The following is a 21,401-nucleotide window of genomic DNA, read 5'->3' on the forward strand; positions in this document are numbered from 1 at the left end:
GTTGCATGTGTGTCGGGTGACAAATGGAGCGCATGCCGGGGGGGCGTCAAGCCCGCCCCCGGTGGTTGATGCGAAAAACCGGAGTTTTTCGCACGGGAAACCCCGGGGTTTCCCGCGTCTCAATGATAGCCGACAGCACCCCCCTTGCCGGCCGAGACGGTGAGCAAGTCAAACACATAGCGGCCCACCGAGCGAAAGCAGATCACCCGCGCCTCGGTTTGGGTTTCGAACCAGATCGCCGCCGCCACCTGTTGCAGCCGCGTGCGCCGCATCTCGCCCGGTGCGATGGCGGAAATATCGGCGGGCGTGACCTTGGACAGCACATCGCGCAGCGCGCCAACCGGTCCTGCCAGAGAAAACATCGCGCGCGCGTCCGAGACATTGACCACCAGATGATGCTGACCGGTCAGCGCCTCGCCCAGATCAAAGACCAACTTGTCGGCTGCGGCGTGATCACACAAGATCAACACCTCGTCGGGTGACATCCACGCCACTTGACAGCCCCGGCCCTTGGTCACGCCACGCAACCCGGGCATCGCCGCCCCGGTCACCTGTTTGACCGCCCTGGCCGCCCCCGCCAGATCGGCCCGCAGGCTCACCATGCCCTGCAAACCCATTTCACGGATGGTGACGATGCCATGGTGGCTTTCGGCACCGGGCAATGCGCTGATCGTGGCGTCAGACATTCTGCTTTTCCCCCGAAAGATCATAGAACACCGGGTTGACGATGCGGGCCTTGATGGTGCGCATTTCGCCTTTTGCGGTCTTTTTGGTGGTGTTGAAGTCCAGCACATCGCCCATCCGGCCGGGCCCGTTCAGCACCAGACCCATCGCGATGCCGCGGCCCAGGGTTGGCGAGAAATAGGTCGAGGTGACGCGCCCTTGTGTGTTGCGCTGCCCATTGGCATTGACCCCGTCCGCCAAGGCATAGCAGCCATCGGGCAAGACCGATCCGTCAAGGGTTTCAAGCCCCACCAGCTTCCACCGCAAGGGGTCGGTCATATGGGGGCGTTCTTGCGCGCGCTTGCCCAGATAATCGGTCTTTTTCTTCGAGATCGCCCAATCAAGACCAAGATCTTGCGGGATCACCGTGCCATCGGTTTCATCCCCGATCATGATGAAGCCCTTTTCGGCCCGCATCACATGCAGCGCCTCGGTGCCGTAGGGGGTGGCGCCAAACTCGGCGCCCGCAGCCAGGAGCGCCTCCCAGAAGGCCCGGCCCTGTGCGGCGGGAACCGCGATTTCAAAGGACAATTCCCCGGAAAACGAGATGCGGAACGCGCGCGCATCAAAGCCGCCGATCCGGCCCTCGGCCCAGGCCATGAAGGGCAGCGCCGCGTTGGACAGGTCAAGATCGGACCCAAGCTTTTGCAGCACCGCCCGCGCCTTTGGCCCCACAACCGCAATCTGGGCCCATTGTTCGGTCACATTGGCGGTATAGACCTTCCAGTCCCACCATTCGCACTGCAGCCAATCTTCCATGTGTGCATGGATGCGATCGGCCCCGCCCGTGGTCGTATGGACAAGAAATGTCTCGTCATCCAGACGCGCGACCACGCCATCATCCATCAAGAAGCCGTTCTCGTTGCACATGAGCCCATAGCGGCATTTGCCGGGGGCAAGGCTGCTCATCAAATTGGTGTAGAGCATGTCCAGAAAGCGCGCCGCATCAGGCCCCTTGACGATGATCTTGCCCAAGGTCGAGGCATCAAGCAGACCAAGCCCACCCCGCGTGGCCAGGATTTCGCGGTTGACCGCGTCGCGATGGCTTTCGCCCTGCTTTGGAAAGCAATAGGGCCTGCGCCAGTAACCGACCGGTTCGAAATGCGCGCCATGGGCCTCGTGCCAATCCTGAATCGACGTGCGCCGGAGCGGTTGAAAAATCGCACCCCGACCCTCGCCCGCGATGGCCCCCATGGAGATCGGCGTGTAGGGGGGGCGAAAGGTTGTGGTGCCGACGCGCGGAATATCTTCATCCAACGCCTGAGCCAAGATTGCCAGACCATTGATATTGCTCAGTTTACCCTGATCTGTTGCCATGCCCAGCGTGGTGTAGCGCTTGGCGTGTTCGACGCTTTCAAACCCTTCGCGCGCCGCAAGCTGGACATCCGAGACCTTGACGTCATTCTGGAAATCCAGCCACATTTTGGCGCGTTTCTTGACACCCGCTTGCGCAGGCATGACCCAGACGGGCATCATCGGCGCCTCGGCCATGGCCGACGTCAAAGGCGCGGCATCGGAGGCATCTTTTCCATGTTCGTGCAATATCTTGCGGATTGACCTTGACGCATTGGCCATGGTGTCAGCGGCCAAAAGCGCCCCATCGGCCGCACCGGCACAGATCACAAAGCCCTGCCCATGCTGGTCGGTCGGGGGGCGGTCGGGGTCGGGGCGGAAAAACGCACCTTTGCTGTCCCAGATCAGCTTGCCACCGCAATGGGACCACAAATGCACGACCGGCGACCAGCCGCCCGACATGGCAACCGCATCGCAGACCACATCCTCCAGCACCGCGCCCGTGCCGTCCTGGGCACAAAGCTGCACCGCAACAACGCCGCGCAAGCCCTTGACATTGGCGATGGCCATGCCGGTCAGAACCCGCAAGCCGCGCGCGCGCGCCTCTTGCACCAGCGGGCCGTCGGCCTTGGCTCTTGCGTCCACGATGCAGGGCACCGCAAGCCCCGCCGCCTGTAGCGCCAGTGCGGTGCGATAGGCATCGTCATTGTTGGTCACGATCACCGTGCGCGCGCCCGGCGCCACGCCCCAGTTGACCACATAGTCGCGCATGGCCGATGCCAGCATCACACAGGGCTTGTCATTGCCCGCAAAGCTCAAGGGTCGCTCGAGCGCACCTGTGGCCGATACCACGCGGGCGGCGCGGATGCGCCACAAGCGGTGGCGCGGCGCATCGGTTTCAGGGGCGTGATCGGCCACACGTTCATAGCCGATCACATAGCCATGATCATAGACACCCGCCACCATCATGCGCAGGCGCAGATGGACATTGTCCATTTTTTCAAGCTCTTGCACCGCGCTTGTAACCCAATCGGCGGCGGGCTGGCCATCGATCCCGACCCCATCGACCGGCGCGCGACCACCCCAGTGGGCGCCTTGTTCGCACAAGATCACGCGCAAGCCCGCGCGCCCGGCCTCGAGCGCCGCCTGAAGCCCGGCAATGCCGCCGCCGGCGATCACCAGATCGACATGGGCGTAAAGCTGTTCGTAGCGGTCGGGATCGGCATGCTCTGGATCGGGCGCGCGCCCCAGACCCGCCGATTGACGGATGAAGGGTTCGAACACATGCTTCCAGAAAGGGCGCGGATGGATGAAGGTCTTGTAATAGAACCCGGCCGGCAAAAGCTGCGGGATCAGCGCGTTCACCTCGCCGATGTCCCAGTTCAGGCTTGGCCAGTGGTTCTGGCTGGTGGCCGTCAACCCTTCGAAAAGCTCGGTCAGGGTGGCACGCTGGTTGGGTTCATGGCGATTGCCGGTGCCAAGATTGACCAGCGCATTGGGTTCCTCGGCGCCGCTGGCCACCACGCCGCGCGGGCGGTGGTATTTGAACGAGCGCCCCATGATCATCTGCCCATTGGCCATGAGCGCCGAGGCCAGCGTGTCACCGGGGTGCCCGGTCAGGGTCTTGCCGTTGAAGGAAAACCCGATGCTGCGGCTGCGGTCGATCAACCGGCCGCCGGTGGCAAGGCGGATGCTCATGTCAGGCTCCAATCGGGGCGGCGCGCCGTGATGGCGGCAATGATATCGGCGGGCGGCTCGGTCGTTTGGGCGGGATATGTGCCAAAGACCTCCAGCGTGGCGGTGCAGCGCGCGGCCAGAAACCACTTGCCGCAGCCCATCGCATGGCGCCAGCGCTCGAAATGCACACCTTTCACATTGGGGCGCAAGAACAGGTAGCCCTCGAAGTCATCATCCGATGAGCCCGGACCAAAGCGTTTCAGATGCGCCTCGCCACCTGCGGCAAGCTCTGTCTCACAGGCCTGAACACCGCAATAGGGGCATTGGAATGTCAGCATGACCACGCCTCATCTTTGCTTTTCAAATACTCTGGGGGGGTGAACTGGCCAAAGGCCAGAAGCGGGGCAGACAGCCCCCCTGCCCGCGTTGCCATCTTTTCCCGGACCATCAATGCGCCACCCCCGCCGCCACGCTTTCGTCGATAAAGCGGCCCTCGCGGAAGCGGCCCAGCGAAAACGCCTCGGCCAGTGGCGAATGCCCCTTTGCCATCAACTCGGCCATCGCCCAGCCCGATCCGGGGATCGCCTTGAACCCGCCGGTGCCCCAGCCACAATTGACAAAAATCCCCTCGACGGGCGTTTTCGAGATGATGGGTGACCGATCGCCGGTCATGTCGACGATCCCCCCCCACCAGCGCAGCATCTTGAGGCGGCTGATCATCGGAAAGGTCTCGATCAGCGCGCGCACGGTTTCCTCGACATGCTGGAACGACCCGCGCTGGGTGTAGTTGTTGTAGTTGTCGGCCCCGCCCCCGATCACCATCTCGCCCTTGTCGGACTGGCTCATGTAGCCATGCACGGTGTTGGCCATCACGACCACATCCATCACCGGCTTGATCGGCTCTGACACCAGCGCCTGAAGCGCCACGCTCTCGATCGGAAGGCGAAAACCCGCGCGCTCTGCCATGACGCCGGAATGGCCGGCCACCACGATGCCAAGCTTGTCACAGGCGATATATCCCTTTGTCGTGTCCACGCCCACGACGCGCCCGCCGTCGCGCCTGACGCCCGTCACCTCGGTCTGCTGGATGATGTCCATGCCCATGTCGGAACAGGCCCGCGCATAGCCCCAGGCCACCGCATCATGGCGCGCGGTGCCGCCGCGCGGCTGCCACAGCGCACCCAGAACCGGATAGCGCGGCCCGTCGATATTGATGATCGGGCACAGCTCCTTGACCTTGCGGGGGCTGATGAATTCGGTGGCCACCCCTTGCAGCGCATTGGCATGCGCCGTGCGCTGGTAGCCGCGGATTTCATGTTCGGTCTGGGCCAGCATCATCACGCCACGCGGGCTGAACATGACGTTATAGTTGATGTCCTGGCTCAGCGTCTCATAGAGGCTGCGCGCCTTTTCATAGATCGCCGCCGAGGGGTCTTGCAGATAATTCGATCGGATGATCGTGGTGTTGCGGCCCGTGTTTCCGCCGCCCAGCCAACCCTTTTCGATCACGGCGACATTGCGCAGCCCATGATTTTTCCCAAGGTAGTAGGCCGTTGCCAGACCATGCCCGCCCGCGCCCACGATGATGGCGTCATAGCGTGCCTTGGGGGTCGGGCTTTTCCATGCGCGCTCCCATCCCTGATGGTGGCGCAAGGCTTCGCGCGCGATGGCAAAGGCGGAATAGCGGCGCATCTCGGGGCTCCCTTCAGCTGCCTGACTGATGTGGGGCAGGACCACGCCCAAAAGGATACTGCGGGCGACCAGATTTTCACAAAATGCGACGCTGGGCCAGATTGTCTTTGCCCTGCGGCCTGACGCCCGGTTTTCTGCGGCGCCAACTATGCTTATGTGGGTCACAAAGCGGCAAGGCAAGGGCGCAAGATCGATGGGATTCTGGATTGCGACGGCGGCATTTTCCGTGCTGGTGGTGGTGCTTTTGATGCTGGCGCTGCTGCGTCCGCGCCAGCTTGCCACACCGGCTGCGGCCTATGATCTGCAGGTCTATCGCGACCAGCTCAAGGAGGTGGAGCGCGACGTTGCCCGCGGCGTGTTGAATGACGAGGAAGCCGGCCGCGCCCGCGCCGAGGTGTCACGCCGCCTGCTGGAGGCCGACCGCGCGCTGCAAGCCACCCGAGTGCTCGCCACCCCGTCGCGCATGCTCGACCGGGTTTTGGTGGGCGCGGCCCTTGCTGCCACCGTGGCGGGCGCCTTTGGCGTCTATCTGCAGATCGGGGCGCCGGGGTACCCGGACCTGCCCATCGCGACCCGCATCGCCCAAGTCGATGAGGCCCGCCGGACCCGCCCCGCGCAAGACGCCGCCGAAGCCCAGCTTCCCTTTCGTCCGGGGCTGCCGCCCGATCCGCGCCGCGAGGATCTGGTGGCGCAACTGCGCATGGTCATGGAACAGCGCCCCGACGATGTTCAGGGCCTGACCCTTTTGGCGCAGAACGAGGCGGCACTGGGCAATTTCCGCGCAGCCCATGTGGCGCAAGCGCGTCTGGTGGCCGTTCTGGGCGATAGCGCAACAGGATTTCATCACGTCGATCTGGCCGAGATGCTGATCCTGGCGGCGGGGGGCTATGTCAGCCCCGAAGCCGAGGCCGCCCTGCAGCGCGGGCTGCAACTGGAACCCCGCAACGGCACGGGGCGTTATTATGTCGGGCTGATGTATGCCCAGCAGGGACGCCCGGATCTGGCCTTTCCGATCTGGCGCAGCTTGCTGGCGGACTCGACCGCCGATGCGCCCTGGCTGGAGCCGATCCGCCTTCAGATCGAGGAGGTGGCGTTTCTTGCGGGCGTGAATGTCACCCTGGCCGAATTGCCCCAACCCGCCAGCCCGCGCGGACCAACCGCCGCCGACATGCAGGCCGCGCAAGGCATGGCGCCCGAGGATCAGGCCGCCATGATCGAGGGCATGGTGGCGGGGCTTGCCGCCCGTCTGGCCTCGGAAGGTGGCCCGCCCGAGGATTGGGCGCGCCTGATCGGCGCACAGATCGTGCTGGGCCGGACCGATGACGCCCGCGCCATCGCTGCCGAGGCGCGCATGGTCTTTGCCGATCTGCCCGATGCGCTGGCGCTGATCGACGCGGCCACAGCCCCGCTGGCGGGGCGCTTACCGTGATCTTTGACGCTATCGCGGAATTCGCCCAAGCGCTTCCGCCGGGCCGGGGCCTCATGGGGCTTGACCTTGGCACCAAGACCATCGGGGTCGCGGTATCCGACAGGCTTTTGTCGGCAGCGACGCCGCTCGAGACGGTTATACGGGTAAAATTCACCGACGATGCGGCGCGGTTGGCCGGGATTGCGGCCAAGCGCGAGATCGGCGGGCTGATCCTTGGCCTGCCCGCCAATATGGACGGAACCGAAGGGCCGCGCGCGCAATCGACCCGCGCCTTTGCCCGCAACCTGACCCGTCTGGCAAGCTTCGCGGGGTTGCCCATCGCCTTTTGGGATGAACGGCTCAGCACGGTTGCGGCAGAAAGGGCACTGCTGGAGGCGGATACGTCGCGAAAACGTCGCGCCGAGGTGATCGACGCGGTCGCGGCAGGCTATATTCTGCAAGGGGCCCTTGATCGGCTCAGACATTTGCGGGCAAGTTCATGACCGATACCCTGTGGCAGCGCGACGAGATCGAAAGCCCCTGCGTCAAGATTTGTGTGGTGCATCCTGAAACACGGACCTGCACGGGGTGTTGGCGCACGATCGACGAAATCTCGGCCTGGTCGCGCATGACGCCCGACGCCCGCCGCGCGGTCATGGCGTTGTTGCCCGATCGGCGCGCCGCGCTCAGCGTCCGGCGCGGGGGCCGGGCCGCACGCCTTGAGCGCGGGCGCGACGGCTGAACGGCACCCAAGCATAGATCACGGCAGATCCAGCCAATCGGCGATGCGCGGCAAGACGGGGCGGAAATAGGCGATGGCGCGACCATCGGGCCCGGCTGTGGCACCCTCGGCCCATGGGGCGATGCCGTGCAGCGCCAGACGATGCACCAGCACGCTTTGGCCTTGGCTCAATGGGATTTCGACCCGGGGGCAATCGTGAAAACAGCGCCTGCGCGCGGCCTGATAGGCCTCGGTCACATCGACATCGCCCCAATCCTGGGGCGCAACATCCTGAAAGACTGCCCGAAATGCGGCCCGCATCAGGACATGCGAGCCCTCATAGACCACCAGCGGCGCGGCCCCCCTTGATGCCTCGGTCAAGGCAATGCCCAGGATGAAGCCATGCGGTTCGCGCAGATGGCGGCGTTTGTCGGGGCCTTCGGGCAAAAGCCCGTCCAGATGGGCCGCATCGCGCGTCAGCCGATAGCGAAAAGCGGTCTCGCTTTCGGACGCGTCCCGGCCCGGATAGCCGGGATGGGTGACCGAAACCTGCGCCCGGTGCAGGGGCAAACGCCCGCTCACCGCTTCGGCCGCGCCAAGGGCGGCCCCCGACAGGGCGCCCCCCTGCCCGACCCTGCCCGCACTGTCATTGTCCAACATGTCGACACCCGCCAGCCATGTGCCCCCATGCCTCAGCGCTCGCGCCATCGCGCTGGCCGCGCGCGCCGCAGCCAGCGCCGCCGGACGCGCTGTCGAAAGCCATGATGCCACGGCGGGTTCGGCCGGAAACACCTGCCAGCCCTGCGCCTGCATGGTCATCCCTGCACCGCCTTACGGATCATGTTGAACGCCATCACAAGCTTGCGCACCGCACGCGCCCGATCGCGCGGTTTGCCATCCATCGCATGGGCCAGCCGCAGCCGCCAAGATGTCGTGATCATTGTCAGGGCCATGACCACCACAACGCCCGGCACGCCGCCCACCCCGGCAATGGCACCGATCCCCGCGACCAGCGCCAGCATGGGCGGGAAGTCAGACATTTCGGGAACCATCGCCCGTGTCCGTCTTGCGCGGTTTGCGCGGTTTGCGCCGCATGACCCATGCCCATGACCGCCCGAAACCATCCCGCCGCACCCGTCAGGCGGCCTGTGTCGTGACCTCGGCCAAGGCGCGCAGCACCACGTCGGTGCCCGCGCCATTGCGATGGGCCTCTTGCGACAGGTGGCGGCGCCAGCCCCGCGCGCCCGGCCGCCCGGTGAACAGGCCCAGCATGTGGCGCGTGATCTGTCCCAGCCGCCCGCCACTGGCCAGATGCGCCTCGATATAGGGCAGCATCTCATGGACCACCGCTTGGGCGGTCTTGGGCGTGCTGGGGTCATCAAAGATCACCTGATCGGCATAGAGCAAGATATCACCGGGCGCATGATAGGCCGCGCGCCCGATCATCACCCCATCCATCCCCGCGGCCAGATGCGCACGCGCCGCTTCCAGCGTGGTGATGCCCCCATTGATCGACAGATGCAGATCGGGAAATTCGCGCTTCATGGCATGGACCAATACGTAATCAAGCGGCGGAATATCGCGGTTTTCCTTGGGGCTAAGCCCCTTCAGCCATGCCTTGCGCGCATGGATGGTGAACCGCCTTGCGCCTGCGGAGGCCACGGTTTCCAAAAACCCCGGCAGCACGGTTTCGGGGTCTTGGTCATCCACACCGATGCGACACTTGACCGTCACCGAAACCGGGCTTGCCGCGATCATGGCGGCGACGCATTCGGCCACAAGGGTTGGGCGCTCCATCAACACGGCGCCAAAACAGCCCGATTGCACCCGGTCCGAAGGGCAGCCGACATTGAGGTTGATCTCGTCATAGCCAAACTCGGCCGCGATCCGCGTCGCTTGCGCCAATTCGGCCGGGTCCGAACCGCCCAGTTGCAACGCCACGGGGTGTTCGGCCGGGTCAAATCCCAACAGCCGATCACGCGGCCCATGGATCACAGCCGCAGCCGTCACCATCTCGGTATAGAGCAAGGCGTGGCGCGACATCAGCCGGTGCAGATACCGGCAATGCCGATCGGTCCAATCCATCATGGGCGCAACCGACAATCTGGCGTTGTGATCTATCTGCATCTTGATCTTCACAATTGGGGTCTTGGGTTTGGCGCTTGGCCGGCACGGTCCCAATATCCTTGAACGCCGCGCGTTGCGACGCCTGATTTCACATCGGCCGCAACCGCGTTTCGTCACAATCGCCGGGGCCTTGGGCATCTGGCCAAAGCGCGCCGCGGCCGCCAGTCACCAACAGCGATGCGTCAACCCCGCCCTTTAATCACGCGCGGGCTTGATCCAGATCATCCCACCTGCTGCACTGCCCGGCATAAAACCCATCTCACAGCAACAGGCGCACCCGATGACAAGACACCTCCAAGGCGCGGTCAGCCCCCTGACACACCCACGCCCCGCAGCGTACGAGGCATGCGGCTCATGATCGAGGCGTTCTTTCAATCCGCTTTCGGCGAGATCGCGGTTTTGCTCGTGATGGCGGCGGGCATCGGATTTCTTGGCGTCATGTTGCGCCAGCCCCTGATCGTCAGCTTCATCGCAGTGGGGTTGATTGCAGGACCATCGGCGCTGGATCTGGTGCGGGCAAGCGCGCAGATCGACCTGTTGTCGGAACTGGGCATCGCGGTGCTTTTGTTCCTTGTGGGCATCAAGCTGGACGTCAAGCTGATCCGTTCCCTTGGGGCCGTGTCGCTGTTGACGGGGCTGGGTCAGGTCGTCTTTACCTCGGTGTTTGGCTACCTGATCGGGGTCGCGCTGGGGCTTGGGGCGGTGACAGCCCTGTATGTCGCCATCGCGCTGACGTTTTCGTCGACCATCATCATCGTCAAACTTCTGTCCGACAAGCGCGAGATCGACAGCCTGCATGGCCAGATCGCGCTGGGCTTCTTGATCGTGCAAGATCTGGTCGTCGTGCTGGCGATGATCGTTTTGTCGGCCATTGGCATCGGGGCGGCTGGTGAGGGTGCGGGGCATGGCGCGGGGTCGGTGCCGATGGTGCTGACCTCGGGCGTGGCGATGGTGGCGGCGGTCATCGTGTTCGTGCGCTACATCGCCAACCCCTTGACCGAACGTCTGGCGGGCGCGCCCGAGTTGCTGGTGATCTTTGCCATCGCCATGGCCGCGATCTTTGCCGCCGTGGGACAGATCGTGGGCTTGGGCAAGGAGGTGGGCGGGCTTTTGGCGGGGATCGCGCTGGCGTCCACCCCCTACCGCGAAACCATCGCGGCGCGGCTGGCACCTTTGCGGGATTTTCTGCTCTTGTTCTTCTTTATCGCTCTGGGTTCGGCACTGGATCTGTCGCTCCTGGGGGCGCATGTCAGCGGGGCGATCTTGTTCTCGCTCTTTGTGCTGATTGGCAATCCGCTGATCGTTCTGGCGATCATGGGGGCATTGGGCTACCGCAAGCGCACCGGATTTCTGGCGGGCCTGACGGTCGCGCAGATCAGCGAGTTTTCCCTGATCTTCGTGGCGATGGGTGTGGCGCTGGGCCATGTGGGCGAAGATGCCTTGGGTCTGGTCACGATGGTGGGTCTGGTGACCATCGCGGCCTCGACCTACATGATCAGCTATTCGCACCAGCTTTACGCGCTTTTTGGTCCATATCTCGACGTGTTCGAGCGTCGCGGCACACCGCGCGAACCCATGGAACCCGAAGATCACCACGGCGATGGACCAAGGGTCATCATCTTTGGGCTGGGCCGGTTTGGCACCGCCATCGGCATGCGGCTAAAGGCGCGCGGCGTGCGGGTGCTGGGGGTTGATTTCAACCCCCATGCGGTGCGGCATTGGCGTGATCTGGGCTTGGAAAGCGAATTTGGCGACGCGACGGATCCGGAATTCGTGGCTGAATTGCCATTGGCGCATGCGCTTTGGGTCGTATCGACCGTGCCGATCCACCCGACCGGGCTAAGCCATGAGGATACGCGCACCACGCTGATCCAGCTGGTGCGCGCGGCCAGATACCAAGGGCGCATCGCGGTGGCCTCGCACCATGCGACCGACACTGCGGCGCTTTTGGCGGCGGGCGCAAATCTGGTGCTCGAGCCGTTTCAAGATGCCGCCGACCGGGCCACCGATCTGCTGTGTGGCGCCCCCGAACAGGCGCGCCCCGACAGTGCGCCCATCGTGATGGAGGACAGCCAGACGTCGTGACCCAGACCACGGCCATCACATACGGAGCCAATCCCTTGATCGATCCCGATGCCCGCATGACACCCCACGCCCAACCGGCAAAGGCCGTTGTATCGGCATTCGAAAGCACCGCCGACGGCTTGAGCACCCAAGAGGCCAGCCGCCGCTTGGCCGTGCACGGGCCAAATCGCTTGCCAAGATCGGTGCGGCGCTCGGCGCTGCTTGGGTTTCTGGCACAGTTTCATAATGTGCTGATTTACGCGCTGATCCTGTCTGCGATCGTGACAGCGGCCTTGGGTCATTGGGTGGATACGGGCGTGATCCTTGCTGTGGTCATGATCAATGCGGTCATCGGCTATGTGCAGGAAGGCCGCGCCCAACAAGCGATGGAGGCGATCCGCGACATGCTGGCGCCCCATGCCGAGGTGCTGCGCGACGGGCGTCGGATCCGGCTGGCGGCCGATGGTGTGGTGCCGGGCGACATCGTGCTGGTCACGGCGGGCGACCGGGTGCCGGCCGATCTCAGGCTGATCCAGGCGCGCGCGCTCAAGGCCGATGAGGCGATCTTGACCGGTGAATCCGTGCCCGTCGACAAAAGAACCACCCCCGTACCGCTGGACGCCGCGCTTGGCGATCAGGTGAGCATGCTGTTTTCGGGAACCTTTGTCGCGACGGGAACCGGGCGGGGTGTGGTCGTGGCCACAGGCCCCCAGACCCAGATCGGCGCGATCAGCGGGCTGCTGTCGCGCGTCGAAACGCTGACCACGCCCTTGGTCGCGCAGATGGACAGCTTTGCCCGGTGGTTGACGCTGTTCATCTTGATCGTGGGGGCGGCCTTGTTCGCCTATGGGTATTTTGTGTCGCATCTGCCCTTTGCCGATGTGTTCATGATGGTGGTGGTGCTTGCGGTGGCCGCCATTCCCGAAGGGCTGCCCGCGCTGCTGACCGTGACGCTGGCGGTCAGCGTGCAATCCATGGCCCGGCGCAATGCCATCATCCGCCAGCTTCCGGCGGTCGAAACGCTGGGCGCGGTATCGGTCATCTGTTCAGACAAGACCGGCACGCTGACGCGCAATGAAATGATGGTGACAAGCCTTGCAGGCGCGGATGTGCTTTTTGGCGTCAGCGGCACGGGCTATGCCCCGCATGGCACGCTGCAGGACGGCACGGATGTGGCCACGGCTGCGCGCCATCCTGTCTTGACCGAATTCGCACAGGCCGCCCTGTTGTGCAACGATGCGCGGCTCGCCCCACACGGCAGCCATTGGCAGGTGGAGGGCGATCCGATGGAAGGCGCCTTGCTGGCGCTTGCGGGAAAGATCATCGGCACGGCCCCGGCCGCGCTGCCCGATTGGAGCAGGCTCGATGTCATTCCCTTTGACGCGGCCCATCGCTACATGGCGACGCTGTCGCATGCGCCCGACGGGCGCGTGGTCATCTTCGTCAAGGGTGCGCCAGAGGCGGTGCTGTCGCTGTGTGACGGGGAACGCGCCCCCCGGGGCGGCAAGGCGCCGCTGCGTGCCGATCATTGGCACCGGATGGTCGACGCGCTGGCCGCCGATGGCCAAAGGGTGATCGCGGTGGCCCGGCGCGACATGCCGCAAGGCCACGGCGATCTGTCAGATGCCGATCTGCAAGGCAAGCTGACCCTGATCGGGTTGATCGGCCTGATCGATCCCCCCCGCGACGAAGCCATCGCCGCCATCGCGCAGTGCCATTCGGCCGGCATACGGGTAAAGATGATCACCGGCGATCATGCCGCAACCGCGCGCGCCATCGCTCAACAGATCGGATTGAAAAACACCCACAGCGTGCTGACCGGCAGCGATCTGGATCGGATGGACGATGCCGAACTGGCCCAGGCGGCGGTGCAGACCGACATCTTTGCCCGCACCTCGCCCGCCCATAAGCTGCGCCTTGTCACCGCGCTGCAATCGCAGGGGCTGACGGTGGCCATGACGGGCGACGGGGTCAATGACGCCCCCGCCCTCAAACGCGCCGATGCCGGCATCGCGATGGGAAAAAAGGGGAGCGCCGCGGCACGCGAAGCGGCCTCGATCGTGCTGGCCGACGACAATTTCGCCTCGATTGCGGCGGCCGTGCGGGAAGGGCGCACCGTGCATGACAACATCACCAAGGTGATCAGCTGGATGTTGCCCACCAATGGCGGCGAGGCGATGACCATCGTTCTGGCCCTGGCGCTGGGCATGGCGCTGCCGATCTTGCCGATCCAGATCTTGTGGACCAACATGATCACCGCCATCACCTTGGGCTTTGCGCTGGCCTTTGAGCCGACCGAGCCCGGCAGCATGCAGCGCCCCCCGCGCAATCGGCAAACCCCCATCCTGACCGGCCCGCTGCTGTGGCACATCACGCTGGTCATGGGTCTGTTTCTGGCCGGGGTCTACGGGATTTACGCCTATGCGCTCGATCGCGGCCATGAGCTGGACGTGGCCCGCAGCATGGCGTTGAACACGCTGGTGGTGCTGAAGATCTTTCACCTGATCTTCATCCGCAATCTTTATGGCACATCCCTCAACTGGTCGCGCTTGCGCGGCACGCGCGTGCTGTGGCTTTGTATCGCCACGGCCCTCGCGGCCCAGTTTGCGCTGACCTATTTCCCGCCGCTCCAGCGCATTTTTTCCACCGCCGCCATCCCGCTGACCGATGGTCTGGTGATCCTTGGGGTGGGGATTGTGTTTTTTGCCCTGATCGAAACGGAAAAACAGATGCGCCGCGCCTTGGGCGCAAGTGGCCAAGGCGCATAGGGCCAAGGGCTCGATGCCCCCAGCCATCGATGGGGCAAGGCGGTGCAAGTCTTGTGTCCGACATCGCAGCCACGCAAGGCGCGATACCTTGGGGCGATTGATCCACGGCCCGTCGGGCATTGTGGTGGGCGGGTGCCGCACGGGGCACGGGCCGGGATTGCGCCCCGGATCGCGCCCCGACCCCAGCGCGCCGCCGAAAATCGACGCCGCATGTCCGGCATGCCGCAAAGGTGCCGCGCAGGCATGTCCGGATGCTTTTCGCAGACAACCCTATGTGCATACATAAATCGGTGCAGCTTAGGCGTTTTTGCGAAGATACACGCGTGTTGACGCCATATTGTATACATCCTAACCTTTCACCGCCGAGGCTGTCTTGCCCGACTCGGCACAAGGGGGGGACATGGGCGAAGCAGACCGTATGTCATTGGTCGACAAGGCCATCATCGCCTTGCGCAGCCTGATCATGTCGGGCGCCGTTGCGCCCGGAACCCGCTTGGCCGAAGTGGCGCTGTCCGAGCGCCTGGGCATCTCGCGCACGCCGATCCGGCAGGCGATGGATCGCCTGACATCAGAAGGGCTTCTGGAACGCATCGAGACCGGCGGCTGCCGCGTGGCCAGTTTCAGCATCACCGACATCATGGACGCGATCGAGATCCGGGGCGTGATCGAAGGCACCGCCGCGCGACTGGCTGCCGAACGCGGCGCAGATGCGGCCGATCTGCGGGTATGTGATGAGCTTCTGGGGCGCATCGACATCGCCCTTGGGCAGTCTGAGGGGATCGATTTCGACGCCTATGTCGCCCTCAACGCGCAATTCCACCACAAGCTGGCCCAGCTGGCGCAAAGCCCCGTCATTTCACGCGAAGTCGAGCGGGTGATGCGCCTGCCGCTGGCCTCGCCTTCGGCGTTCTTGCAAGAACAAGCGCTGATCCACGACTTTCAGACATCGCTGTTGCGCGCTCAGTCGCAGCACAAGGCGATTGTGGCCGCAATCCGCAACCGCGAAGGCGCCCGCGCCGAGGCGCTGGGGCGCGAACACGCCCGGCTGGCCCGCGAAAACCTCGAACATGTGATGAACGCCGACCGTCATCTGGCCTCGCGGCTGCCCGGTCTGTCGCTTGTCGCGTCCAGATAGCTTGACAACAGGAGAACACAGATGCCCAGCCTGAATGATGTGATGGCCAAGGCCAAGAACCCGGTGCAGATGCTGCGCAATTCGACCATCGGGATGTATGTCTATCCGGTGGTGGCCCCGGAATTTCAGAACTGGCGCAACGAACAGGCCGCCTGGCGCGACACGGCGGTTCTGTTCGATCAATCCCACCACATGGACGAGGTCATCGTCGAAGGCCCCCAGGCCGAGGCATTCCTTGCCCATCATGGCATCAACGCCTTCAACAATTTCGACCTGAACCGCGCCAAGCATTATGTGCCGGTCACGCCCAATGGCCATGTGATCGGCGATCACATCATCTTTCGCGAGCGCGCCGACAAGTTCATTCTCGTGGGCCGCGCGCCAACCTCGAACTGGCTGATGTTCTGCGCGGCCTACGGCAACTGGAACGTGCGCCTGCGCTATGATCCCCGCAGCCCGTCACGCCCCGAGGGCGAGCGCGTCTTGCGCGAACATTATCGCTATCAGATCCAGGGCCCCGATGCGCCCAAGATCTTTGAACAGATGAACGGTGGCCCGATCCCGGACATCAAGTTCTTCCATGTCGACTGGATCAACATCGGATCGAAAAAGGTTCAGGCGCTGCGCCATGGCATGTCGGGCGCGCCCGGTCTGGAAATCTGGGGTCCCTACAAGGACAAGGATTATATCCATTCCACGATCTTGCAGGCCGCGCGCGATGCGGGTGTGCAGCTGGTGCAATGCGGCAGCCGCGCCTATTCGACCAACACGCTGGAATCGGGCTGGATCCCCTCGCCCTTGCCCGGCATCTACACGGGCGATGGCATGCTCAAGGACTACCGCGACTGGCTGGGGGCCGACAGCTACGAGGCCGCAGGCGCCATCGGCGGCAGCTTCGTGTCCGACACTATCGAGGATTACTACGTCAACCCCTTCGAGCTGGGCTATGGCTTTTACATCGGCTGGAAAAAGGACGACTTCATCGGCAAGGCCGCACTGGCCCGGCTCAAGGATGCGCCCACCAACCGCAAGAAGGTGACCTTTGAATGGAACCCCGAGGATGTGCTCAAGGTCATCGCCTCGGCCTTCGAGGAAGGCACGCCCTACAAGTGGATCGATTTCCCGCAGCCCAACTATGCCTCCTCCAGCGCTGACATGGTGATGCGCGATGGCAAGATGGTCGGCATGTCGATGTTCAACGGTTACAGCTACAATGAACGCCGCGTTCTGTCCTTGGGTGTGGTGCATCAGGATGTGCAGGAAGACGAGATCCTGACGCTCAAATGGGGCGAGCCGGAGACCACCGCCAAGACATCGACCGAAAAACACCGCCAGACCGAGATCCGCGTGCGCGTGGCCCCCACGCCCTATGCACGCGAAGTGCGCGAAGGCTACGCCGTCGACAGCTGGCGGGCAAAATCATCCTGACGTGACAAGGCCCCCCCCCGGGCAGAGCCCGGGGGGGGGGGGTATCACGCGGCAAGGGACGCCGCCCCAGAAAGGAAAGATCATGGCCGTCTTGCCCGTCCACCCAGCCCATGGCCGCGATCCCGAGGGCGTGACGCTTGCAGCGACCGCTGGCGGGCCGATGACGCCGATGTTGCAAAACGCGGCATTTGGGGCAAGTGTTGCCCATGCTGATCTGGCTGCGCACACAGCCCAACCGGAGCGCCGCAGATGAAACAGGCCGAAAACATCATCGCCCAAAGCAGCGCCCCGCCGTTCTTTCGCGTGGCCAACCCCGAAGAGGTGGGCCTGTCCCCTGCCCCTTTGCGCCATGGTGATGCGGTGCGCACATGGGTCAACACGCTGGCCGGTTTCCAGAAAGAGGCGCTGGTGCTGTCCACGCGCACGGGTGCCATGTGGCGGCTTGTGTCGGATGAGGGCGCCTATCTCAATGGCCATGACGCGGCCCCCTGCCCGTTGTCGTTTTTGACCGTCGGCATGATTTCGAGCTACATGAACGAGATCATGGCGCTGGCCGCGCGCGATGGCGTCACGCTGCGGCATCTGCGGCTTGTTCAGAACAATCACTACACGATGAAGGGCTCGATGATGAAGCGCACGATGACGGGCGGCGCGCTGCCCGTCGAGCTGGAGGTCGAGATCGATTGCGACCTGCCTGACGGTGCCTTGTCTGAGATGCTGGCCAATGCCGTGCATGCGTCACCGCTCAACGGGTTGATGCGCGGGGTGCTGCCCAGCCTGTTCACGCTCAGCCGCAATGGCACCCAGATCGCCCCGGGCGCGGCCCGTGCCCTGGATGGCGCGGTCGTGGGCGGGCCCACGGGGGCCGCCCCCATTGCCGCACCAAGCGATGTGACCTTGATCGAACGGCTTGGCCTATCGCCGCACAAACCGGTGGCCAAGGGCACGACGGGGGCAGCCACCAGCCTGACCGACGAACAAGACCGCACGCTCAACCCCGCCGCCATCTGCACGCTGCGCGAGGATGGCATCAAGGAAATCGAACAGCATCTCTATAGCCCGCATGGCTCGATCTTTCGCTATCTCAGCGAAGAGGCGCCACCCCATGGCATGGGCCGTGCCCCCGATGCGGTCAGCTATATCTCGGCGGGGATCGCCTTTTGCTTCATGACGCAATTCGGGCGCATGGCCTCGATGGAGCGGTTGGACCTTTCGCATTACGCGGTGGTGCAAGATACGCATTTCTCGCTGGGGGGCGCATCGGGCGGGACCGGCCGCGCGGGCACGGCCGATCCGGTGGAAACGCATGTGCATCTGACAACGACCGAAGGCGACGATGTGGCACGCGACATGCTCGATGTGTCCGAACGGACCTGTTTTCTGCACGCCTTTTGTCGGACCGATCTGAAGACACGGCTGAAAGTGACGCGTCCTTGATCGGGGCACGCGGCCAGGCCACACAGGAAAACCCCATGGGCTGGGGGCTTGCTTGACGGAAACAGATACCCCGTTAGCCAGAACATAGCCTGACGCTTCGGAACAGGGACCGGGGCATTGAACACCAAAGGGAGGATGACATGCACTATTCCAGATCCATCAAGGCCGCGATCGCGTCGACCGTTTTTGGCGCGGTCACCACGGTTGGCATGACCGCCGCCATGGCCCAGACCGAGCTTCGCCTGCACACCTTTGTGCCGCCGGGCCACATCATCTACACCACGATCCTCGAGCCCTTGGCCGAACAGATCGCGGCAGAATCGAACGGCACGCTCACGCTGACGCTTTACCCCGCGATGCAACTGGGTGGGGGTGCGCCCGAATTGATCCGTCAAGCCGTCGAAGGCACCGTGGACATGGCCTTCAGCTTGCCCGGCTATACCTCGGCGCAATTCCCGCGCACCCAGATGATCGAATTGCCCAGCCTGCGCGCGGAGGGCATGGCCACGACCGAGCTGATGTGGGACCTGCTGGAAGGCGGCTATCTTGACCCGGAATTCGACGGGCTGAAGGTGCTGGCGCTTTGGGCGGCCGATGATGCGGGGCTTTACACCCGCGACAAGCCGATCCGTTCGCTCGACGATGTGGCGGGCCTGCTCTTGCGTTCGCCCTCGGCTGCACAGGCCGGCCAGATCGAGCGCATGGGCGGCACGCCCGTGGCCATGCCCATCCCCGAGCTTTACCCACAACTCGAACGCGGCGTGATCGATGGCGCATTGGTGCCCTTTACCACCATCCTCGATTTCCGGATGCATGAGGTTGCCAATTATTTCACCATCACCGGCCCGCTGTTTGGCCGGTCGCAATTCACCGTGGTGATGAACGAGGCCAGCTACAACAATCTTTCGGCCGAGCATCAGGCAATCATCGACCGTCTGACCGGCGAAGAGCTGAGCCGCAAGGCAACACAGGCCTATCTGGATCGGGCGGCCGAAGCGACGGATTTCGTGCGCAACGCACCCGGCAAGGAAGTGATCGAGTTCTCCGCCGAGGAACAGGCCCGCATCCGCGAGGTTCTGGCACCGATCTATGCGGAATGGGTCGCGGCCATGTCGGCGCAGGGCATCGATGGCGCAGCAATGCTGGCTGTTGCCGGCATCACCGTCAATTGAGTGATGCTGGACGCGTTTGAACGCGGCTTCGAACGGGGTCTCAGGCTGCTGGCTTATGCCGGCGGCCTGGTCCTTGCGGGGCTAGTGTTGCTGGTGATCTATGAAATCACCATGCGCTATTTTTTCGGTCGTCCCTTGCGGGGCGGCTATGAAATCACGGAACTGGCCATGTCGGTGATCGTGGCCTGTGGCTTGCCCTATACCGCCATCAAGCGTGGCCATGTGACGGTCGATATCTTGTCGGGGCTGTTTGATCGGCCGGCCTTTCGCGGGCTCAACTTTGTGATCCATGCGCTGGGGGCTGGCCTGTTGGCGCTGCTGTGTTGGAAAAGCGTCGAATACGCAGTGCGCAGCCATGCACAGGGCGATGTGTCCAACATGATGCAGATCCCGAAATCGCCCTTTCAATTCGCGGTGGCGATCTCGGCGGGGTTGTTCGCAGTGGTTTTGCTGCTCGAGGCGCTCCGGGTGATCTATCCCAAGCAAACCATCAAAAAGGCCAGCACATGACACCGACACTTGCCGGGATTGCAGGCTTTGCTGCATTGTTCGCGCTGCTTGCGCTGCGCATGCCCATCGGTCTGTCGATGATGCTGGTGGGCGCGGTGGGCATTGCGGTGCTCAATTCCACCACCGCTGCGCTCAACATTCTTGGGTCTTTCGCGTTTTCCTATTCCGCCGTCTTCACGCTGAGTGTGATCCCGCTGTTCGTGCTGATGGGGGCATTTGCCAATGTCTCGGGCATGGGGTCAGACATGTATCGCGCCGCCCATGCCTTTGTGGGGCATCTGCGCGGCGGGCTTGCGGCGGCGACCATTCTGGCGTGTGCGGGGTTTGCGGCGCTGTCGGGGTCATCCATCGCCTCGGCGGCCACCATGGGCAAGGTCGCCCTGCCCGAAATGGAACGCTATCGCTACAGCCCGCGCCTTGCCACCGGATCGATTGCGGCGGGCGGCACGCTGGGCATCTTGATCCCGCCCTCGACGGTGCTGATCGTCTATGCGCTTCTGACCGAGCAATCGGTGGGGCGGCTGTTTCTGGCGGGCGTCTTGCCGGGGCTGTTGCTGACGGCCTTGTTCGTGGCCACCGTGCTGATCGTGGCCATCTTGAACCCCGATGCCGGACCCAGCGGCGCGCGTGTGCCGATGGGCCAGCGGTTCAAGACCTTGCTGAATTCCGGCGCGCTGATCTTTGTGGTGGTCATCGTTCTGGGCGGTATCTATGCGGGCATCTTTACCGTGACCGAAGCCGCCGCCGTGGGCGCGTTCCTGACCTTCCTGCACGCGCTGTGGTCGCGCAAGATGACCATCGCCAAGTTTCTCGAGGCCATTCTCGACACGATCAAGACCACCTCGATGGTGTTCTTCATCCTGATCGGGGCGCATTTCTTTGCGCCGTTTCTGGCGCTGACACGCATCCCGGTGAACCTTGCCAATGCCATCGGTGATCTGGCGGTGCCCGCGCTGGCGATCCTGATGGTGATCATTCTGGTCTACATCATCCTTGGCACCTTCATGGAGGGCTACGCGATGATGGTGCTGACCGTGCCCATCGTGCTGCCGATCATCGTCACGCTGGGCTATGATCCGATCTGGTTCGGCATCATCATGGTTCTGGTGCTGGAAATGGGCCTGATCAGCCCGCCGGTGGGGATGAATGTCTTTGTGGTCAAGGGGGTGGCGCCGCATGTGCCGCTGGGCCAGATCTATATCGGCATCTTGCCCTTCTGGCTGGCGATGGGGGTGTGTGTGGCGCT

At 63.9% G+C, this 21,401-nt stretch carries 18 protein-coding genes; 11 read left to right on the top strand and 7 right to left on the bottom strand.

The window, feature by feature from the left end:
• Window positions 1–119 precede the first annotated feature (119 nt).
• From Q0094_RS10835 to Q0094_RS10850, 4 genes are all read right to left on the bottom strand, one after another.
• Window positions 120–686 carry a sarcosine oxidase subunit gamma gene (locus Q0094_RS10835; protein ID WP_297619155.1) on the bottom strand — a complete coding sequence of 189 codons (567 nt, stop codon included), beginning with the start codon at window positions 684–686 and terminating at the stop codon, window positions 120–122.
• The gene (locus tag Q0094_RS10840; protein ID WP_297619158.1) at window positions 679–3,714 is read right to left on the bottom strand and encodes a sarcosine oxidase subunit alpha family protein; all 3,036 of its coding nucleotides are present in this window, start codon (window positions 3,712–3,714) and stop codon (window positions 679–681) included. Before Q0094_RS10840 ends, Q0094_RS10835 begins: the two co-directional genes overlap by 8 nt.
• The gene (locus tag Q0094_RS10845; RefSeq protein ID WP_297619161.1) at window positions 3,711–4,031 is read right to left on the bottom strand and encodes a sarcosine oxidase subunit delta; all 321 of its coding nucleotides are present in this window, start codon (window positions 4,029–4,031) and stop codon (window positions 3,711–3,713) included. Before Q0094_RS10845 ends, Q0094_RS10840 begins: the two co-directional genes overlap by 4 nt.
• 109 nt (window positions 4,032–4,140) lie before the next feature.
• Window positions 4,141–5,385, bottom strand: coding sequence for a sarcosine oxidase subunit beta family protein (locus Q0094_RS10850; RefSeq protein WP_297619164.1), 1,245 nt, complete (start codon window positions 5,383–5,385; stop codon window positions 4,141–4,143).
• Window positions 5,386–5,578: 193 nt separating this feature from the next.
• Here Q0094_RS10850 and ccmI point away from each other — a divergent pair, with 193 nt between their 5' ends.
• From ccmI to Q0094_RS10865, 3 genes are read left to right on the top strand one after another with little or no spacing between them, the layout of a single operon-like run.
• A complete protein-coding gene (gene ccmI / locus Q0094_RS10855; RefSeq protein ID WP_297619167.1) occupies window positions 5,579–6,814 on the top strand; it encodes a c-type cytochrome biogenesis protein CcmI in 1,236 nt (411 codons plus the stop codon).
• On the top strand, window positions 6,811–7,296 hold the full coding sequence (gene ruvX / locus Q0094_RS10860) for a Holliday junction resolvase RuvX (RefSeq protein ID WP_297619170.1): 486 nt from the start codon (window positions 6,811–6,813) through the stop codon (window positions 7,294–7,296). Before ccmI ends, ruvX begins: the two co-directional genes overlap by 4 nt.
• Entirely contained in the window at window positions 7,293–7,535 is a 243-nt protein-coding gene (locus Q0094_RS10865; RefSeq protein ID WP_297619172.1) for a DUF1289 domain-containing protein, read from the top strand. Before ruvX ends, Q0094_RS10865 begins: the two co-directional genes overlap by 4 nt.
• An 18-nt stretch (window positions 7,536–7,553) precedes the next feature.
• Here Q0094_RS10865 and Q0094_RS10870 read toward each other — a convergent pair whose 3' ends face one another.
• The 3 genes from Q0094_RS10870 to dusA all read right to left on the bottom strand — a co-directional run bounded on the left by Q0094_RS10870 (window position 7,554) and on the right by dusA (window position 9,641).
• Window positions 7,554–8,333 (bottom strand): hypothetical protein, encoded by a 780-nt coding sequence (locus Q0094_RS10870; RefSeq protein WP_297619175.1) that lies wholly within the window; start codon window positions 8,331–8,333, stop codon window positions 7,554–7,556.
• Entirely contained in the window at window positions 8,330–8,554 is a 225-nt protein-coding gene (locus Q0094_RS10875; protein ID WP_297619178.1) for a hypothetical protein, read from the bottom strand. Before Q0094_RS10875 ends, Q0094_RS10870 begins: the two co-directional genes overlap by 4 nt.
• Window positions 8,555–8,651: 97 nt before the next feature.
• Window positions 8,652–9,641, bottom strand: a complete 990-nt coding sequence (gene dusA / locus Q0094_RS10880; RefSeq protein WP_297619181.1) for a tRNA dihydrouridine(20/20a) synthase DusA — start codon at window positions 9,639–9,641, stop codon at window positions 8,652–8,654.
• Window positions 9,642–9,986: 345 nt separating this feature from the next.
• Between dusA and Q0094_RS10885 the strand changes: the two genes are divergently transcribed.
• The 8 genes from Q0094_RS10885 to Q0094_RS10920 all read left to right on the top strand — a co-directional run.
• Window positions 9,987–11,726 (top strand): cation:proton antiporter, encoded by a 1,740-nt coding sequence (locus Q0094_RS10885; protein WP_297619184.1) that lies wholly within the window; start codon window positions 9,987–9,989, stop codon window positions 11,724–11,726.
• Window positions 11,727–11,782: 56 nt separating this feature from the next.
• A complete protein-coding gene (locus Q0094_RS10890; protein WP_297619202.1) occupies window positions 11,783–14,473 on the top strand; it encodes a cation-transporting P-type ATPase in 2,691 nt (896 codons plus the stop codon).
• A 400-nt stretch (window positions 14,474–14,873) separates the two neighbouring features.
• The gene (locus Q0094_RS10895; protein ID WP_297619187.1) at window positions 14,874–15,608 is read left to right on the top strand and encodes a GntR family transcriptional regulator; all 735 of its coding nucleotides are present in this window, start codon (window positions 14,874–14,876) and stop codon (window positions 15,606–15,608) included.
• A 21-nt stretch (window positions 15,609–15,629) separates the two neighbouring features.
• Window positions 15,630–17,036 (top strand): aminomethyltransferase family protein, encoded by a 1,407-nt coding sequence (locus Q0094_RS10900; RefSeq protein WP_297619190.1) that lies wholly within the window; start codon window positions 15,630–15,632, stop codon window positions 17,034–17,036.
• A gap of 249 nt (window positions 17,037–17,285) precedes the next feature.
• Window positions 17,286–18,473, top strand: coding sequence for an OsmC family protein (locus Q0094_RS10905; protein ID WP_297619192.1), 1,188 nt, complete (start codon window positions 17,286–17,288; stop codon window positions 18,471–18,473).
• Window positions 18,474–18,613: 140 nt separating this feature from the next.
• A complete protein-coding gene (locus Q0094_RS10910; protein ID WP_297619194.1) occupies window positions 18,614–19,645 on the top strand; it encodes a TRAP transporter substrate-binding protein in 1,032 nt (343 codons plus the stop codon).
• A 3-nt stretch (window positions 19,646–19,648) separates the two neighbouring features.
• Entirely contained in the window at window positions 19,649–20,155 is a 507-nt protein-coding gene (locus tag Q0094_RS10915) for a TRAP transporter small permease (protein WP_297619197.1), read from the top strand.
• Window positions 20,152–21,401 (top strand): TRAP transporter large permease (locus tag Q0094_RS10920; RefSeq protein ID WP_297619199.1); only part of this gene is annotated, 1,250 nt, incomplete at its 3' end. The genes Q0094_RS10915 and Q0094_RS10920, both read left to right, overlap by 4 nt.

This window comes from uncultured Roseicyclus sp. (assembly GCF_937892565.1).
Taxonomy (GTDB): domain Bacteria; phylum Pseudomonadota; class Alphaproteobacteria; order Rhodobacterales; family Rhodobacteraceae; genus Roseicyclus.

Excerpts from the sequence above, each read along its gene's own strand:
- Q0094_RS10835 (WP_297619155.1), bottom strand. The coding sequence starts at position 686 with ATGTCTGACGCCACGATCAGCGCATTGCCCGGTGCCGAAAGCCACCAT.
- Q0094_RS10840 (WP_297619158.1), bottom strand. The coding sequence starts at position 3,714 with ATGAGCATCCGCCTTGCCACCGGCGGCCGGTTGATCGACCGCAGCCGC.
- Q0094_RS10845 (WP_297619161.1), bottom strand. The coding sequence starts at position 4,031 with ATGCTGACATTCCAATGCCCCTATTGCGGTGTTCAGGCCTGTGAGACA.
- Q0094_RS10850 (WP_297619164.1), bottom strand. The coding sequence starts at position 5,385 with ATGCGCCGCTATTCCGCCTTTGCCATCGCGCGCGAAGCCTTGCGCCAC.
- ccmI (WP_297619167.1), top strand. The coding sequence starts at position 5,579 with ATGGGATTCTGGATTGCGACGGCGGCATTTTCCGTGCTGGTGGTGGTG.
- Q0094_RS10865 (WP_297619172.1), top strand. The coding sequence starts at position 7,293 with ATGACCGATACCCTGTGGCAGCGCGACGAGATCGAAAGCCCCTGCGTC.
- Q0094_RS10870 (WP_297619175.1), bottom strand. The coding sequence starts at position 8,333 with ATGACCATGCAGGCGCAGGGCTGGCAGGTGTTTCCGGCCGAACCCGCC.
- Q0094_RS10875 (WP_297619178.1), bottom strand. The coding sequence starts at position 8,554 with ATGTCTGACTTCCCGCCCATGCTGGCGCTGGTCGCGGGGATCGGTGCC.
- dusA (WP_297619181.1), bottom strand. The coding sequence starts at position 9,641 with ATGCAGATAGATCACAACGCCAGATTGTCGGTTGCGCCCATGATGGAT.
- Q0094_RS10885 (WP_297619184.1), top strand. The coding sequence starts at position 9,987 with ATGCGGCTCATGATCGAGGCGTTCTTTCAATCCGCTTTCGGCGAGATC.
- Q0094_RS10890 (WP_297619202.1), top strand. The coding sequence starts at position 11,783 with ATGACACCCCACGCCCAACCGGCAAAGGCCGTTGTATCGGCATTCGAA.
- Q0094_RS10895 (WP_297619187.1), top strand. The coding sequence starts at position 14,874 with ATGGGCGAAGCAGACCGTATGTCATTGGTCGACAAGGCCATCATCGCC.
- Q0094_RS10900 (WP_297619190.1), top strand. The coding sequence starts at position 15,630 with ATGCCCAGCCTGAATGATGTGATGGCCAAGGCCAAGAACCCGGTGCAG.
- Q0094_RS10905 (WP_297619192.1), top strand. The coding sequence starts at position 17,286 with ATGAAACAGGCCGAAAACATCATCGCCCAAAGCAGCGCCCCGCCGTTC.
- Q0094_RS10910 (WP_297619194.1), top strand. The coding sequence starts at position 18,614 with ATGCACTATTCCAGATCCATCAAGGCCGCGATCGCGTCGACCGTTTTT.
- Q0094_RS10915 (WP_297619197.1), top strand. The coding sequence starts at position 19,649 with ATGCTGGACGCGTTTGAACGCGGCTTCGAACGGGGTCTCAGGCTGCTG.